This is a genomic window from Pedobacter sp. GW822-FHT03F06 (genome assembly GCF_058801365.1).
This window is the reverse complement of the sequence record NZ_JBXANE010000017.1, coordinates 25,162-41,628: the sequence shown is the minus strand read 5'-3', so window position 1 is coordinate 41,628 and position 16,467 is coordinate 25,162. Positions and strand designations below refer to the sequence as shown.

General features: G+C 39.2%; 13 protein-coding genes. All 13 read left to right on the top strand.

The window, feature by feature from the left end:
• The first annotated feature begins 32 nt into the window (after positions 1 to 32).
• A complete protein-coding gene (locus AC1RJ8_RS23355; RefSeq protein ID WP_492956196.1) occupies positions 33 to 989 on the top strand; it encodes a hypothetical protein in 957 nt (318 codons plus the stop codon).
• A gap of 4 nt (positions 990 to 993) precedes the next feature.
• On the top strand, positions 994 to 1,473 hold the full coding sequence (locus tag AC1RJ8_RS23350) for a DUF4280 domain-containing protein (RefSeq protein WP_492956197.1): 480 nt from the start codon (positions 994 to 996) through the stop codon (positions 1,471 to 1,473).
• A gap of 3 nt (positions 1,474 to 1,476) precedes the next feature.
• Entirely contained in the window at positions 1,477 to 4,074 is a 2,598-nt protein-coding gene (locus AC1RJ8_RS23345) for an OmpA family protein (protein WP_492956198.1), read from the top strand.
• A 4-nt stretch (positions 4,075 to 4,078) separates the two neighbouring features.
• On the top strand, positions 4,079 to 4,759 hold the full coding sequence (locus AC1RJ8_RS23340) for a hypothetical protein (RefSeq protein WP_492956199.1): 681 nt from the start codon (positions 4,079 to 4,081) through the stop codon (positions 4,757 to 4,759).
• A gap of 11 nt (positions 4,760 to 4,770) precedes the next feature.
• Complete coding sequence (locus tag AC1RJ8_RS23335) at positions 4,771 to 5,553, top strand: hypothetical protein (RefSeq protein WP_492956200.1); 783 nt, start codon at positions 4,771 to 4,773, stop codon at positions 5,551 to 5,553.
• Between the two features lie 132 nt (positions 5,554 to 5,685).
• Positions 5,686 to 5,862, top strand: a complete 177-nt coding sequence (locus AC1RJ8_RS23330; RefSeq protein WP_492956201.1) for a hypothetical protein — start codon at positions 5,686 to 5,688, stop codon at positions 5,860 to 5,862.
• A gap of 292 nt (positions 5,863 to 6,154) precedes the next feature.
• Entirely contained in the window at positions 6,155 to 6,550 is a 396-nt protein-coding gene (tssD, locus tag AC1RJ8_RS23325) for a type VI secretion system tube protein TssD (protein WP_025141859.1), read from the top strand.
• A 132-nt stretch (positions 6,551 to 6,682) separates the two neighbouring features.
• Positions 6,683 to 7,078 (top strand): type VI secretion system tube protein TssD, encoded by a 396-nt coding sequence (gene tssD, locus AC1RJ8_RS23320; RefSeq protein WP_025141860.1) that lies wholly within the window; start codon positions 6,683 to 6,685, stop codon positions 7,076 to 7,078.
• A gap of 92 nt (positions 7,079 to 7,170) precedes the next feature.
• Positions 7,171 to 7,890, top strand: a complete 720-nt coding sequence (locus AC1RJ8_RS23315; protein WP_492956202.1) for a hypothetical protein — start codon at positions 7,171 to 7,173, stop codon at positions 7,888 to 7,890.
• Position 7,891: 1 nt separating this feature from the next.
• Positions 7,892 to 8,734: a hypothetical protein gene (locus tag AC1RJ8_RS23310; protein ID WP_492956203.1), complete on the top strand. Its 843-nt coding sequence runs from the start codon at positions 7,892 to 7,894 to the stop codon at positions 8,732 to 8,734.
• A 23-nt stretch (positions 8,735 to 8,757) separates the two neighbouring features.
• On the top strand, positions 8,758 to 10,575 hold the full coding sequence (locus AC1RJ8_RS23305; protein ID WP_492956204.1) for a type VI secretion system Vgr family protein: 1,818 nt from the start codon (positions 8,758 to 8,760) through the stop codon (positions 10,573 to 10,575).
• 19 nt (positions 10,576 to 10,594) lie between these two features.
• Positions 10,595 to 11,878, top strand: coding sequence for a tetratricopeptide repeat protein (locus AC1RJ8_RS23300; protein WP_492956205.1), 1,284 nt, complete (start codon positions 10,595 to 10,597; stop codon positions 11,876 to 11,878).
• 12 nt (positions 11,879 to 11,890) lie between these two features.
• Positions 11,891 to 16,462 carry an RHS repeat-associated core domain-containing protein gene (locus tag AC1RJ8_RS23295; protein WP_492956206.1) on the top strand — a complete coding sequence of 1,524 codons (4,572 nt, stop codon included), beginning with the start codon at positions 11,891 to 11,893 and terminating at the stop codon, positions 16,460 to 16,462.
• Positions 16,463 to 16,467: the final 5 nt, after the last annotated feature.

The following is a 16,467-nucleotide window of genomic DNA, read 5'->3' as shown; positions in this document are numbered from 1 at the left end:
AATTCCTTATAAAATAGATTGAAACAGTTAAAATGGACATTTCAAATAAAACAATATATTATTCAGGCTTAAACGCTCTTCGTTTAGATTGGCCCGCAGAACTATCTGTAAAATATGGTGTTTTAATTATTTTTAATGAGGGTGAAGAAGATAGCAACGAAGTGAAATACGAAGTGCGTGTTACCAGGTTAAAGCCAGGTAAAGAGGGACAACCTCTATTTCAAATTGAGCGGATCAGTGATGTTTTTGTTAATGAAATCTTGCCTGATCTGGTTGCAGATCGTCTGGCTTATGCTGCAGGAAAAGTATTTTATCCTTTGGTAATTACTGTTGATCAGAATGGTGGTTTTCAAAGTATTTACAATCACCAGGAAATATTAAAAAGATGGCAATCTGTTAAAAAGAAGGTGCAGGATAATTTTGAAGGCGACCTTGTAGAAAGTTATATAGCGCGGATGGAAAAACAGCTAGCCAACGCGGATAGTATAAACCTGGCATTTTTAAATAACGATTGGTTTATCCATACTTTTTTTAAACCGGTTTATAAAGAATACGGGCAGAACCATGAAACGGAATCCATATACAAATTTCCGATTGCCAGAGGCTTTAACGTAGAGGGTTATGTAACGCAGGAGAAATTAGCTGCCCAATCCAATAGTTTTGGAGCAGTAGAATTGATTCATGATGGTACTATTATGCCTTTGGAAGATGAATTATATATCACAAACAGGGCTACTGGTAATTATGAGGGATATTATCTTTTACATCCGAAATTTAAGCGGATCATATCTATAGTTTCTGATTTCAGTTACGGAGCACAGGAAAAGGCAAAAGTGAAGGTTAAAATTGCATTGATTCCCGAAAATGACCAGGAGTTTGATCATGATTTCGAATTAGATACCAATGTTAAAGTTTTGCCTGTAACAGAAATGGTGGTACTTGATGGCCCGTCAAAAAAAGGATTTTGGGATCGTTTACTAAATAATTAAGGCAATGGCAGAGAAACATATTGTAGTTCAGGGGGCACAGTGTATGTGCAAATTTGGATCGGCGCCCGATAAACTCAAAGTGCTAACGCATACCAAAGAATATGCAAACGATAAAGATGGAAGCCAAAAATCCATAGCAACCACGATGGATATCGGCCCAACTTTTGAAAAGAACATGTTTGGATCCTGCTCAAAAATGTACAATAAACCCTGTAATGCAGTGGTAACCAAATGGTCGGGTTTTTATGAAGATACCATCCTTACAAACGGAGGTAAAATTTTGCTCGAAGATAGCAAAGCTACCTGCCCTATCGGAGGCACTGATTGCATTGAGATTGTTCAACATGGTCAAAAAGCAGAAGCCTCAAAACAAAACTTTAATAACGCAAATAAAGACGTACAATCACAGCTTAATCCCATGTCAGAATCTTTAGAGGAATCTGCAAATAATTTTAACGGTGTGGAAGCGAGTGTTAAAGCATAACGTATGGCAAAGGGAATAAAGAAAATTGTTTGGACCGGCGAAGGTAAAGTATACAATGCCAATAAAGGATCTATACCCGGTCAGTTAGTGGTAGTAGCTCCCGATCAATATGTTTGGTTTAAAATAGGAGAATGGCAGCCTGGTACTACCGAACAAGATAGAAAGAAAGATATAAAATGGGCCGTTTTTAACGAGAAAAGCGTCATAGATCTTCAGAAAACAATACCCAGCAATTTTAGCTATGGTTACCGCATACCCAAAAAATTATGTGGACCATACCTGTGGTACATTGAAGCAACATGGAGCGGGAATTTTGATAGTAAATCAGGCTTAAAGATCAGGGGCGAATCGCCTGCAAAAATAGTAGACAGCAGGTGGACTCAAAATGAAGGAGGCGCAGATGTGCGCAAAACTTACCAGTTTTCGTACGGAGAACTCATCTGGCTCAGGCTCTTTACCGAAGGATTAAATGGTTATGATAATGTGGAGGTGAGGGTATTCAGAAAATTGAGATCAGCATTAGGGCTATGGCCAAAAGATGATGAAGAAACCCGCAAAATTTATCGGGTAAGTGTAATTAATGGCGAAATTAACCTAAAAATTCCCAATACGTATTCATGGTACCAATCTATGAATGATAGAGCTGATGTTGAAGAATTTTATGTGCGTGTGGTGCATCCCGTAACGGGTAAATACATTGAAGATACAGGTGGTAAGGGTGATACTGCCCATGCTAGGTTTTTAAGGATAAAAGATAAACTTAAATCGCAGGTAGTAGATATACCCGAAAACAGAACACCTGTTACCATTTACCAGCCCGATAAAAACGAGGCAAGATTTGAGCTGTGCAAGTTTGAACAAATTAATATAACAGAAGAAGGAGGTAAACCCGAACTCGTTTTCGATAATGGAAGTGGAGTTAAAAATGTTATCGATAAACGGGAAAAAACCTTAGAGTCTATTATTTTTAAATTTGATAGTACGGAACTTTTGCCCGAAAGCCTTAAGCAGCTTAATAATATATTACGGTTCTTGCTCGAACATCGATACAGCACTATTCAACTTGACGGTTTTGCTTGTGTAATCGGTAAGCAGAACCATAACAATGTATTATCAGAAAACAGGGCAAAAACAGTAAGAGAATTTTTTATCAAAGGAAAATTAGATCCCAATCGGATCAAAACAGTCGGACACGGAGAGGTAAATCCCACAGACGATAAAAAAGGGCGTGATAATATTAAATATAGAAATGAGGCAGACTATCAGAATAACCGTAGGGTAGACGTTGCTTTTGAATATTACGGGCATAATGCACAAACCATTATTTATGAGACTATAGTTGGCAATAAACTAAAAGATATTACCGTAGAACCCGTAAAATTCGAGACCAAAGCTTGTTTTGACCGTAAAAAGCACAATAAAACCATCAAATTAATCAACATTGATGTAAAAGCTGAGCATGAGGGCAAAATTACAGTTCCGGCAGTATCAACAATGAGTAAATTTAATGTTATTCCATTAAATTACATTTGGCCCAGGCGTAATGGTTTAATGAATAATTACTTGATCCACATTCATACCTGTAGATACTTTTCAGTTCCAAATAATCCTACCCTTGCCATCCATGTTTATTCCGATATCAAATGGACGGTAGAATTTAAATGGTCGCACACGCAGGCTTTCGCGTATTCTTATGGCAATAAATTATACGGTTACGAATTAAAAAATGCCCAAAATAAAGCTATTGGTGCGGTAGTAGATGCAGAATGGTCTAAAAAGTACGGTGAAATGGCACAAAAGTTCGAGCTTTCATTAACCGGAGAGTGGACCGCGGCAAATGGCAGTAAACAAAAAGTAGAGTTTGGTAAGGAATGGGAAGAACGTATTGCTAAAACCCTGCGTATTTTTAATAAAATCAAGCAGCTGGCCGATGATGTGGTTCAATCGCCAGTGGCAAAAGGGAAATGGAGCTTTGAGGTAAAACCACCTGTTATTGCTTTTTCGGCACAATGGTACCTCCAAAAAACAAATGGTAGGGTTGGTGAAATTGTAGAGATCGGCGCTGATACTAAACCGCTTGTTGAAGCCAATACTTTTATCGATCTGTTCAAGATTTTTGTGGAGTATGGTGGAAATGCCATTTGTCCCGGTGCCGGAACAGTAATTAACTGGGTACTCGAAAAACTTGAAAAAAATGTTCAGATTACATTTTTAGTAACTTTTGGTGGGGCAATCAATATTAATGGCCAAACCAAAATAAATGTTCTCTTTCCCAAAGAAACCACTGGCAATGTTAAAGTTACAGGTGAAATAAAGGTTTCTGTAGAGTTTAAGGCATTGGCTAAAGCCGGCACGGCGAATATGGGTGTTGAAGGTGTGTTAACAGCCGATGTTAAAACAAGCGTAACCGGCGGTATTGAGGTAGGTGCCGATAAAACCGGGATCTATGCCAGTCCAATCGCGTCATTTGCCGGTATTAAGGCTAAATTTGTTGCGGCTACAACAGTAAAATTCGGTTTTATTAAAAGAACATTCAGCTACGAAGGCGAGTCTGTTATAGTAAAACCAGATGAGATAAAATTCGAAAAAAATTATATTTAATACTATGAAAATAAAATTATTGTCATTCACTTTATTACTAGTGATTTTAACATCTGCCTGTAAAAAAGAGGTTATAGATATTGCGCAGTTAACTTTCAATAAACCATTGGATATTGATTTAAACAGTTATGCTTCTCGGGTGGAAAACCAGAATGGACATATCGAAGTTTCAGATGGTGGTTTTAAAACAGTTGATAAGGGCGAAAAAGTTGTTAAATATTCTTTCGATGAAAAGGAAAGCGCCAATCTTAAATTCGACGGTGCAGCAATTAGCCCTTCATTTGGGGCAGTTATTACCACCTATAACAACCTATTATCGTTTGCAACATTTACCGTTAATGCAGAGCAGACCGCTGGCAGTATACAATATCTCAAGAAAAAATTCGGTAAACCTGATAGTGCCTCGGTAAACAATATCATGGCCGAAGCGCTAAGTGCCAAAACCAAGGCAATGCTTAAAGAAAGCTTTCCCGAATATTATAAAGAGTATAAAAATGATTTCAATAGTATGGTTGTTGATTATCCACAGGTAACTTCATGGGTGAAAAATGATATCCTATATCGGTTAACACTAGATCCGGTAAATAATAGTTTAAACTTTAAACTCGATATTGTTACTAAAAAAGCATTTGAAGACGCCGTAATTATGGGGTATCATAAAAATATTGACAATCCTTTTAAATAACCGAGTAAGGCATGATAAAAGAACCCTATTATTTAGTTGACTTCAATGTCTCTCTTGCAAATTTCGATATATTGATCAATGATGTGCTGGCCTTTTCATATGATAGCGGGGGGAGCATTTACTCAAATTACCCCATAAATCATTTTATACTGAACAGTGGGGCGCAGCAGGTTAAAGTGAGGTTTAAGCCCTTGGCAGATTCGAAAACGATACATCAGGATGCCGAAGCTATTATTAAAATACAATATCTTGACGCTTCAACAATGGATAAGGAGCAGCTTAAAACTGTATATGAATATAAAATGCAGCAGGCTAAAGATGGTAAATTGCCCCTTTTAGAGTCTATCGGAGAATTTAAGGCAGAGGTACCTTATCAATTAATAGGCTGGACCAATGCTGGTATTATCGATGTTGAAAATGAAGCTGCCATCGAGAAGGTACACAACTATTACCGTCGGATTTATACACTTTTTAAAGATCGGGATGTAAATGTGCTTGCATCGCTCTTAAAAAAAAGGTACGAAGAAACAGATGCATCTATGTACCTGGAAGAAGATAATATTGCCGGACTGAACAGTATTTTCAAAATGCTTGATGCTGAGGGTTATGTGATACAGGATTTTCCGGAAGTGCCAAGGGTAGAGTTTTACGCAAAAAATAGGGTGGTAAACTTAATCAGGGAGAATAAATCTCCGATTATTTCTTATTTAAAAACGGAAGAGAACGAAGAATTTGGTTTCCCTTTTTACATACACCTGCCGAAAGGCAATAATGGGTTTGAAATTATCCGCTAGACGCACAATTGCCAGGAATAAAAATTATGAGCGGAATACTGTTTATATGTTTATAGTCGCAATTGTATTTTTTAAGCTGTAGTGCTCAAACTAAAGATCAAGAAAAAAATCACTGGAAATTGGTCGAGTTATATGAAAAATCTTAAAACCTGGGCATATATTGAAAAATGTAAAACCGGTATTTCTTATTTCTGGATTGAGACCCTTACAGGTAAAGCGATGTTTGTTGAGTTAACGGCCTTAAACGGGAGAAATGAAGCAGCTAAAAACTGGATCGCTTTCCGTGCTTTCGAAGGGTATAAAAATTAGTAATTGTCCGAAATTACGTTTCAAAAAGTAATACCATGCCCTAAAATGCTACAGTATTTTAAGCTATTGTATGTAGTAAAAATGATACGTTTCATGATTTCAAAAAAAATACATTTTTTTTCTTGGCAAAAATCTGCATTCTGTTAGCCGTAGGGTAATATTTTTGAAATAAGCATGGGTGTTATCCGTTATAGATGAGCTACATATACAATAATTGGCTTAATTTTTGGTTTATATATGATGTAGCGGAGGCTATAATAAATCAAATTTTTAACCTTTAAATTTTAAAACTATGGCTTTCAAAGCTAGATTAAATTTTTCAGGCAAGGAGTACGATGTGCTTCATTGTGCCTATGCGTTAAACCGTGATGTAGATGCTAAGGGAAGACCCTCTTCCGGAGTTTACGGCGGTACCATCGACATTGAGATCGAATCAACCGAAGACACCTCAATAATCGAGGCGATGGTAAACAACCAGTACAAACCTATTACAGGAACGCTTCTGATCAAAAAAACAGAAGAAGATGCCAAAATGAAAGAAGTTAATTTCGAGGATGGCTACATTGTTAAATATTCCGAAGGGATAAACATTGTGGGCGATCACCCGATGACGCTCAAATTCCAGATTTCAGCAAGAAAGCTTAAATTAGGCAACGCTGAGCACCTTAACGACTGGCCAAAAGCCTAGAGAAAGGTTGAAGGTAAAAAGGTAGAGGGTGTAAGGTTTAGGGCATGAGGTAAATTAAATGCCAAACGCCATGCGCTCCACGCCAACCGCCAACCGCAATTCATTCATTTCAAAACATTTAAACTTACTACAATGGCATTTAAAACCCGTTTAAACTTAGGATCAAAAGAATTTGATGTACTACAGTGCAGCTTTTCATTAAATAGAGATGTTGATGCAAAAGGGCGTCCATCTTCAGGTGTTTATGGTGGTACCATCCACATCGAAATCGAATCAACCGAAGATACTTCAGTGATCGAATCGATGGTTAACAACCAGTACAAGCCGCTTTCAGGAACATTGGTTTTCAAGAAAGGCGAAGAAGATGCAAAAATGAAAGAACTGTCTTTCGAAGACGGTTACATCATCCAGTATAACGAGGGTATTGCGGTAAACGACAATACACCTATGACATTAAGTTTTGTCGTATCGGCCCGTAAGCTAAAGCTGGGCAATGCAGAACACGAAAACGATTGGCCTAAAGCTTAGTCCCAATAAAAACCGTTACTAATCGCTGGCTAAAAAGCGCTGGTGATGGTAACGGTTTTTTGGCTTTAGAGGTGTGATATAAGGCGCTAATTATGGCTACTGATTTAGAATATATTAAGTTATTTAATTCCTGCATAGTATCTCCGATAAAATCGGTTGAGATTAATCGAATTATTGATGATAAAATCATAAGTAATAAATCAAGATATCAGGCAGTAAGGAATAAATTGCTTAACTTAAAAGAATATACCTATCGCAATACCTGTTTTGTAACCGAACCCGATGATTTATTCCTTAAAAGGAACCCTAAAATCGGAAATAGTTTTTTTAGCAGGTCATTTTTAGATCATAGTGTTTTCTCCGAAAATACAGGCATTCCCTGGTATTTTATTGCCTGTGTACATTATAGGGAAAGTAATGCTGATTTTACCAAACACCTGCATAACGGCGATCCACTTAGCGGTTTTACCAAACAGCATCCTGCTAACAGGCCAAAAATTAACCATGGACCACCGTTTACTTTTGAAGAAAGTGCCGTTGATGCCTTAAAATTACGTGGACTGGATAAAGAAACAGTTTGGTCTTTGCCAAAAGTTTTGCTGCGTTTGGAGCAATATAATGGTATAGCAAAGGCTTATCAGAATAATAATATCAATTCGCCTTATCTGTGGGGCGGTTCTAACCTTTATACTAAAGGCGGTTTTCCTCGAGATCATTTTTTTAGCCTCGATTATGTAAATAAGCAAATTGGAACTGCCGTTATTTTGAAAGTTATGGAAAGCAGAGGTTTAATCAATATCCCAAGGCAATAATATGAAAACATCAGGTATTCCATATTTTTTTCTGATATTCTTGCTTTTTTCTTGCGAAGCGAAGCATAATGACCAGCAACTGGATAAAACTGGCAATGTTGATACTGTGGCAGGGAAGATAAAAGCAGTTTCCGTCGAGGCAAGCTCGCTCGAGACGTTAGCTGCTAAAATGTTAGCCTCCAGGGAAAGTTATCTGAATGATGGAAAAACAGCGGCCGAAGAAGTATTTATAAAAGCATTTATTGACACGTTAAAACAATCAAAGACTTTTGAGGCCGACTTTGCGAACCTAAAGAAGTACGAGATTAACGTTTTAAATGCTGATGACCATAAACTTAGGGTGTTTTATTGGCTTTCTCCCTATTCTGGAACCATGTGGCATGTGCAGAATATTGTTCAATACAAAGGTGAAAATAACATGGTAACCGCGGTTTCATTTAATCATCTTTATGAGAATAAAGATGATGAAGGTAGTCCTACGCCTTTTTTTCAGCACATTTATAGCTTAAACACATCGCCACAAAAAACCTATTTGCTTACAGGTTATGGACAAATGAGCGGCACCGAGCCGTATAGTGTAAGTCATACGCTGATCATTAACCATTCAGAATTTAGCATTAACAAGCCCTTATTTAAATTAGCGAAGGCAGCCAAAACTCAGTTATTTGCTTCTGCAGACCTCAAAGAAGGTCAAAGCAAGGAAAAACTGACGGCACAATTGGCCATGATTTATAATCCGCAAGATAAAACCATTAGCTATCCAGAGGTTAGCGAAACTAAAAACGGATCTGTTTTCAATGGAAAAAGAAATGTTTTAACCTTTCGGGATGGAGTGTTCAAGTAATAATAAACTATTATTTAATCCGCATGGAAAAGAAATTAATCACCGAAATTAACATAGAAAATAAGGCAATTACCCATTTTGCTTCATTTAGCTTAAAGCAAGCTTTTAATGCACATCATTATTTCGAGCTGCGGTTTAACCACGATCAGATGGGTTCGCCAGGGATGATCAGTCTGAATGACAGTCGCGGTTTTGTGGGTAAAACCCTTACCGCTTCTTTTGGCTATGATCCTGGTAGTTTACAGGAATTTGCCGGCCTGGTAACCAAAGTAGAACTGGCACAAAGCCATGGTTATCATGGCGTGCTGATTGTGAGTGGTTTCAGTCCAACCATTTTGATCGATCGGGGTCCGGATTTAGGTTCCTACCTCGATAAGGATTTAAATACGATTGTAAATCTTGCTACCTCGGATGTACCTTCAAACGATATTAAAATTGTATCAAATGCCGCTAGAAAAGATCCTATCGATTATTTGATTCAATATCGGGAGAGTGACTTTGATTTCCTGAACAGACTTTCGGGCGAATACCATGAATGGTTTTACTATGATGGCAAACAACTAAATTTTGGTAAACCAGATGATCAGAAAGAAGTTGCCCTGATTTATGGGCGCGATGTACAAAATCTGCAGTATGCCATGGAAATTGCGCCAATTAAGAATAAACGGTTTGCTTATAACCCCAAACAGGACGAAATGTTGCAGAGCGAAAGTAGCGGACAGAGCGACGGATCGCCAGATCTTGCACACGCCATACAAGTGTCTAACGCGATGTATAGCAAAACCTTTAATCAACCATCGCTTATCCGGGTAGATAATAACAATGACATTAAAAACCATGTTCAGAACGAAGAAAAGGCACACATCAGCAATTTGTTGAAGGTAAATGCAAGTGGAGACAATGCTGCTTTGAGCATTGGCAGTATTGCCGAAATTACGATGAGTGTGAGAAAAGAACTATCTTTTTCTACAGAAAGCCTGGGTAAATTTCTGATCACCAGTATTAACCATGAGATTGATGGTACGGGTAAATATTACAATACTTTCGAAGGTGTGGTAGCGACAACAGAGCGCATTTTGGTAAAAAACTACAGTAAACCAAGCCCCGATATGCAACTGGCAGATGTGATAGACAATGCGGATCCGCAAGGGCAAGGTCGTATTAAGGTGAAATTTAAATGGGCGTGTAAAACCAACGATGTAACGGAGTGGCTGCGTGTAATTACGCCAGATGCAGGAAGCAGCGATAAAGTGAGCAAAAACAGGGGTTTTGTATTCATCCCCGAAATTGGCGATCAGGTAGCTTTAACCTTCGAAGAAGGCAATATTGCCAGGCCAATCGTACTGGGTTCGGTATTTCATGGCAAAAGCGGGAGCGGCGGTAGTGCCAGCAATAACAGCAAAAGTTTGACATCTAAAAGCGGACATACTTTAACCATGGATGACGGCGCAGGTATGATTATGCGGGATAAAGACAGCAATTTTATCGAGCTGGATGGAGCCGGTAAAGCCGTTTTCGAAACTAAAGAATCAATCCTGATTAAATGCGGGGAGAGCAGCATTTTTATGGATAAAACGGGAAAAATCATCATTAAGGGGAAGGACATTTTAACACTAGGAGAAAACATCGGGAATTCTGCCTCAATCAGTATTGGTATAGGTGTAGGACCTGAAGATGGAACACCAACCTCCGGAATAGGAATAGAATCACAAACCTTAGATATTGGCACTAAAACGCTTTCGATGAGTGGCGAAACAGAGGCCAACCTGGCTTCGAAAAAGATTAATGTGGGCGGCGAGAGCGAAACGAATATCAGTAGCGGTACCATCAATCTAAACTAATTTTCGACACTTAAGCTCAATGAACCCGATACAACTGGAATTATTTAAGATAGATAAACAATGGCAACAGGTAGTAAGGCAACATCCATCAGAAACCCTGTTTCTCTGTTTGGGGGAGCGGCACGAAGTAAATTTATTCGAAGCTTATTTTAAATACCAATTAACAGAAGAAAGCAGGACCAACGATATATTCCTGCTCCATTATCAGGAGTTCCAGAACAAAAATGATTATGGTAAAAGTTTGGTTAAAGAATGGAAAGAGATTTTTGATTTATGGCAGAAGGATACAAAGGCGGGTGTTATTTGGAATGTTGAAACAGGCGGGGGCGATAAAAATTATAACACCGATGCTTACTTCCCCGTTAAGGCTTTAGTACAGTTGTGCAACCTTTATCCCGATTTAAAATTAAAGAAGATATATGTTCAGTTGGCACCAACTGCCATCCATGATATAGCTGGGTTATCCGAATGGATTAACGAGTGGTGCAGTAGTGTTAAAGTATTCGATAACCACAATATTAAACTGGTTTATACCGAGCACCATACACACCGTACTTTAAAAAAATTAAAACAGGGTACCGAATTCAGGATCAATATAGATGTGAGCCAGCTGATGCAAAATGCGGCAGCACATACCAACCGGGAGAAGAACGATCCCGAAAGTGATTACCAGCAGCAGATACTGATTGCGAGTAATTATTTAAGTAAAGGCAAACATGAGCAGGCCAATGCAGTTTTAGAACGGGCAATTGTAATCGCCCAGAAACAAGGATTGCATGAAGCCGTAGTAGCCGCAAGGATTATGCTGGCACAGAGTTTAGCGATAAAAAATAAAAAAAATGAGGCACGCCAGCAATACGAACTGGCACTGGCCCGTGCAGGAGAAAACACACTGTTGAGTGCACATATCCACATGAGCTATGGCAGTTTCTTACTGGCACATTCGGGCAAAGATGAAGCTAAAAAGTATTTTGAAAAGGCAATTAAAATCGCAGAATTTATAGAGAACGATTTTATAGCAATGGAATGTACAAGGTTACTCGGGCAGCTTTCGGAAAGCAAAATAAGCGGCTCTGCAAAAGCCATGGGTTATTATTTAAAGTGTTTAGAAATTGCCAGAAAAATGCCGATTGAAAAACGGCGACAGAGTTCGATGGCTTATACCGCATCGATCATATTAAAAAAATATGGAGAAGAAAGCCCTGAAGGCAAAAAATTAGATATGAATATGCGGCAGGATTACGGAGAAGACTGGAAATCAATGGCCGAGGTACCAAAAAATCACGCCAATCCATTATCATAAAAAAATATACGGATGAAAAAAATAAAAGTGAGTAAACCGAATATGTCTACTGATAGGTCAGTTAGCCTATCTGCAAGCTTAACCAAAGCCGAACCAAAAGCAGTTGGCGGTGGTGGAGCTGTTGCCCCCGGAAGTAATCCCCCTGCCGCAAAAAGCACCTTAAAGCTTGTAAAAGCTAAAAAGCCTGCAATGGCCAATACCGCGGTACAACATGTTAGCAAGCATTTTGACGTGGTGCTGGCCATCGATTTTCACTGGACAACCATTCCTATTCCACCATCTTTTGGATTTATTCCGTTGCCCTTGCCACATCCTTTTATTGGGATGGTGTTCGATCCGATGGATTACCTGCATTTCAGTATTCCCATTCCAAAATTTGCACAAGGTTTAATCGGTACGGCCAGTATCCCGATGGGGGGCTCAATTTATGTACATGGCCGGCATAAAGCCACTACTACCACTACAGTAATGGGTGTTTTGCTTCCTTTTAGACACATCAGTTCCATTCCCGTTTATTTTATTGTGAATATTCCGGGTTCTCCACATGAAGGTGAAGTATATTGGGGTTCTACCACAGTAAAAGGGCAAGGTTCGGAAATGAGTGGTTCTAACCCTGGCCAGGTGCTTACCTGCTGGTGCCCACCGATGGGTTTAAAACCCCTTCCTACGGTGCCTGGTAAATTGAAGAAAAATCCATTGGCTTATTTCGCTTTTTACAGCGATTTATTGAGTATGTATGTACAGATTAATACCGGTAAACCCGTGTTGGTTGGTGGTACATTCGCGCCCCATAATTATACATTGAAAGAGTATTTAATGCGTTTTGCGGCCATTGGTATTATGAGGGGGCTCACCAAATTGGGCGGAGCTTTAGCTAAAGGGGCTTTGAAGGGTGTGAATAAGCTTCTCCAGCGGATGTTGGGTAAAACAAACCCACTGTCGAAAAAACTTTGCCATTGGGGGTTGGAACCTGTTAATTTTGTTACGGGTGCCATGTTTTTCGAATGGACAGATTTCGAACTGCCTGGTGGCCAAACACTGGCCTGGAACAATGTGTGGCGCAGCGATAAGCCATTTGCGGGTATGTTGGGCAATCAGGTGTATAATAATTATGACCTCTATATTTACCCCGATCCTGACGCTGGAATTGTAGGTTTTAGCCATCCAACGGAAAATATGGTGATGCCTTTACCCTATATCGAACCGTATTCAGGTAAACAATACGATCGAGCACAAAAAATCTGGATGGAACGGCCTGATGAAAATACCTGGATACTTACCATCAATCAGAATATTTATACCTATTTACTTTTTAGCAGTGGTGCCAATGGAAATATCTATCGGATTAACCAGATTGAATACACCAGCGGTAACAACCTTACCTTTTATTATCAGAAACAACTTTTATCACGCATTGTAGAAAATTCTGGCCGTGTGCTCGAAATGCAGCATAATGACGCAGGCACAGCAATTAAAGCGGTTTATTATCAATATAAGAACACCAGCGATCTGTTGGTGAGTTACGATTATGATCAACGTGGCAACATGATCAAAGTATACGATCAGGCGGGTAAAGCCATTAGTTTTGAGTACGATGATCACGATCGTATAATGAAAAGAACAAACCGTAATGGGATGGCTTATTTCTGGCGTTATGATGAAGAAGGCCGTGTAATCCATACCGAAGGCAGGGATGGTTTTATGAGTGGATCAATAAGCTATTTCCCTGAAGAAGGATATAACGAAGTATATTATCGCGATGGTAAAGTAGAACGCTATTATTATGATGAAAACGATCTGGTATACAAAAAAGTAGATGCTATGGGTGGCGAAACCTGGTATGAACACGATCGCTATAATGAAGAGAAGATGGTTTCCAGCCCCGAGGGTAGGGTAATTGGCTATGAATACGATGAAAGGGGCAATATTACCACTTACCATACTGCAGATGGTGAACAATACCAGTATGCATACGATGAAAACAATAACCTGATTTTGCGTAGCGATCCTGCAGGAGCAAACGAAACCTGGTTGTACAACGAGCAGAACCAATTGCTTAAACATGTGCAAAAAGATGACCGTATAGTCGATTTTTATTATACTGACGGACAGAAATTACCGGTGTTTTGCCGCGATAATGATGGTTACGAAATCCGCTGGACTTACAATGCCTTAAACCAATTGATCGAATCGGTTTCGAGCGAAGGCAATATCCGTCGTTGGACTTATGATGACTACGGTCGACTGATCCTTTTCAGCCCTGATAGTGATCAAACTACGATCTGGGAGCGCGACGATTTGGGCCGCGTAACCCTTGTAAAAGATTTTGGAGAAGAAGCGTTACGTTTCGAATATGACGCTTACGATCTGCCGGTGTATGCCACAGATGGTCGTGAAGAATGGCGTATGGCTTACACGCCCATGGGTAGCCTTAAAACACAGATCAGAAGTAATTATTTATCAAAACAAAATAGCCAGACCCTCCATTTTACCTATGATAATTGGGAAAATTTAAAAGCCGTTACCAACGAAAGAGGCGAAGAGTATGTCTTTTTAAGGGATGCGAACGATAATGTGACGAAAGAAATTGGCTTTGATGGACAAGAGCAACAATATATTCGTAACCAGGATGGACAGGTTATTAAAACGATACAGGCTGATGGTAAAGCCATTTACCATAATTATGATCTGAGCGGCCGTTTGGTATACAGTAGTTATGAAGATGGTACCTACGAAGCCTTTCAGTACAATAAACTCGGTTTGCTAATTGCCGCTGAGAACGAACTTTCTTCGGTTAATTTTAACCGGAACCCATTGGGTATGATTACCCAGGAAATACAGGATGGCTACCAGATTAATTACCAATATGATGTTTTTGGTAATCTGATCAATTTAAAAAGTTCATTGGGTGCCGACATTAAATATGATTATGATGAAACGGGTTATCTGAATGGCATCGCAGCTAAAAGTGGCGGATCAGCAGAATGGATGGCAAGCATTGGCCGTAATAAAAACGGACAAGAAACCAGCCGCAGTTTAAGTGGTGGGGTTAAGGCGACATTCGATTACGACCACGAGGGCCATCCAATTAGTCAAAAAGTTGAAGCCAGCCGTTCCATCACAGCATTTAAACAATATGCCTGGGGGCCAAACGATAAACTGAATAGCTGCTTAAATAGCATTACTGGCGGCAGCATCAATTACAGATATGACACTTTTGGTAGTCTTTCTTCAGCAAGTTATAGCGATGGTAAAGTGATTTACAAGAATCCCGATGAAATAGGGGATTTATACAAAACAGCCGATCGCAGCGACAGACGTTACGATAAGGGCGGTAAACTGCTTAAAGATGACCAATGGTATTACCGATACGATGCGAAAGGCAACCTGGTACAAAAAAGTAAACGTAATATTATCGGTCTTTCAAAGGAAGAAATTGCTAAACCGGAAGACGATGGCTTATTTGGCAAAAAATTAAACTGGGGAATGGCCAATCCCGATAACCCTAATGCTGAAACGCTGGATATTTTAGCCGACGCCGAACCCGATTTGCCAGAGTGGAAAGAAGGAGATTGGGCTTATGCCTGGGCCGCCAATGGCATGATGAAAGCGGTCAAGAATCCTCATGGCGAGATCATCAGTTTCGAATACGATACCTTAGGCAGGAGGAAAGCCAAAATTGTTAAAAATACGGTTTACCGCTATGTGTGGGATGGCAATTTATTACTTCACGAATGGAATTACCCTTTAAGCAAAAGGCCAAATTTGGTGATTAACGAGGACGGTCTCCTCAGCTACGATAAAACAGAACCGCTGGGCAACGATTTAATTACCTGGGTGTACGATCAGCATAAATTTACCCCAAGCGCCAAAATCATCGATGGCCAGTACTATTCCATTATTAGCGATTATTTGGGTACACCTGTTCAAGCTTATGATGATGCCGGTAAAAAAGTTTGGGATTGTGAACTTGATATTTATGGAAAAATACGTAAACTTAGTGGTGATAGCGGATTTGTGCCATTTAGGTATCAGGGACAATATGAGGATGTAGAAACGGGATTGTATTATAATCGGTTTAGGTATTATGATCCAGAAAGTGGTAATTATGTGAGTAAGGATCCCATTAAATTAGAAGGGGGATCCGCACTTTATGGTTACGTGCAAGATACAAATGAATGTTTGGATGTTTTTGGCTTATCAAAAACACCAACCAGGACATTACAAAAGAATTGGTTGAAGCATGTAGGTTCTAAACACGTCAATCCTGATATACATCATGGTTTTCCTGAAGAATTTGCAAATAAATTTAAAGAAATTGGTGATATCGATGTAAATAATCCTAAATACTACTATAATCTACCAAAAGAAAGCCATACCAAAAAGCCGGGAATACATACTAATAGCTCGAGAACTGGTCAAAATTGGAATAAAACATGGGATGGAATTTTAAAAAGTACAGAACGGATGAATTTATCAAAAGCTGATGCTAAAATTTTTCTTGAAGCCAGATTAAGGGAGCTTGCCAGGAAAGAGAGAATAAGTAAATACAACGCAAACGCTGTAAAAGGAAAATGCATTTAATTTTA

Bases quoted from the DNA above. Each gene is read 5' to 3' on its own strand.
- AC1RJ8_RS23355 (WP_492956196.1), top strand. From the start codon at position 33: ATGGACATTTCAAATAAAACAATATATTATTCAGGCTTAAACGCTCTT.
- AC1RJ8_RS23350 (WP_492956197.1), top strand. From the start codon at position 994: ATGGCAGAGAAACATATTGTAGTTCAGGGGGCACAGTGTATGTGCAAA.
- AC1RJ8_RS23345 (WP_492956198.1), top strand. From the start codon at position 1,477: ATGGCAAAGGGAATAAAGAAAATTGTTTGGACCGGCGAAGGTAAAGTA.
- AC1RJ8_RS23340 (WP_492956199.1), top strand. From the start codon at position 4,079: ATGAAAATAAAATTATTGTCATTCACTTTATTACTAGTGATTTTAACA.
- AC1RJ8_RS23335 (WP_492956200.1), top strand. From the start codon at position 4,771: ATGATAAAAGAACCCTATTATTTAGTTGACTTCAATGTCTCTCTTGCA.
- AC1RJ8_RS23330 (WP_492956201.1), top strand. From the start codon at position 5,686: ATGAAAAATCTTAAAACCTGGGCATATATTGAAAAATGTAAAACCGGT.
- tssD (WP_025141859.1), top strand. From the start codon at position 6,155: ATGGCTTTCAAAGCTAGATTAAATTTTTCAGGCAAGGAGTACGATGTG.
- tssD (WP_025141860.1), top strand. From the start codon at position 6,683: ATGGCATTTAAAACCCGTTTAAACTTAGGATCAAAAGAATTTGATGTA.
- AC1RJ8_RS23315 (WP_492956202.1), top strand. From the start codon at position 7,171: ATGGCTACTGATTTAGAATATATTAAGTTATTTAATTCCTGCATAGTA.
- AC1RJ8_RS23310 (WP_492956203.1), top strand. From the start codon at position 7,892: ATGAAAACATCAGGTATTCCATATTTTTTTCTGATATTCTTGCTTTTT.
- AC1RJ8_RS23305 (WP_492956204.1), top strand. From the start codon at position 8,758: ATGGAAAAGAAATTAATCACCGAAATTAACATAGAAAATAAGGCAATT.
- AC1RJ8_RS23300 (WP_492956205.1), top strand. From the start codon at position 10,595: ATGAACCCGATACAACTGGAATTATTTAAGATAGATAAACAATGGCAA.
- AC1RJ8_RS23295 (WP_492956206.1), top strand. From the start codon at position 11,891: ATGAAAAAAATAAAAGTGAGTAAACCGAATATGTCTACTGATAGGTCA.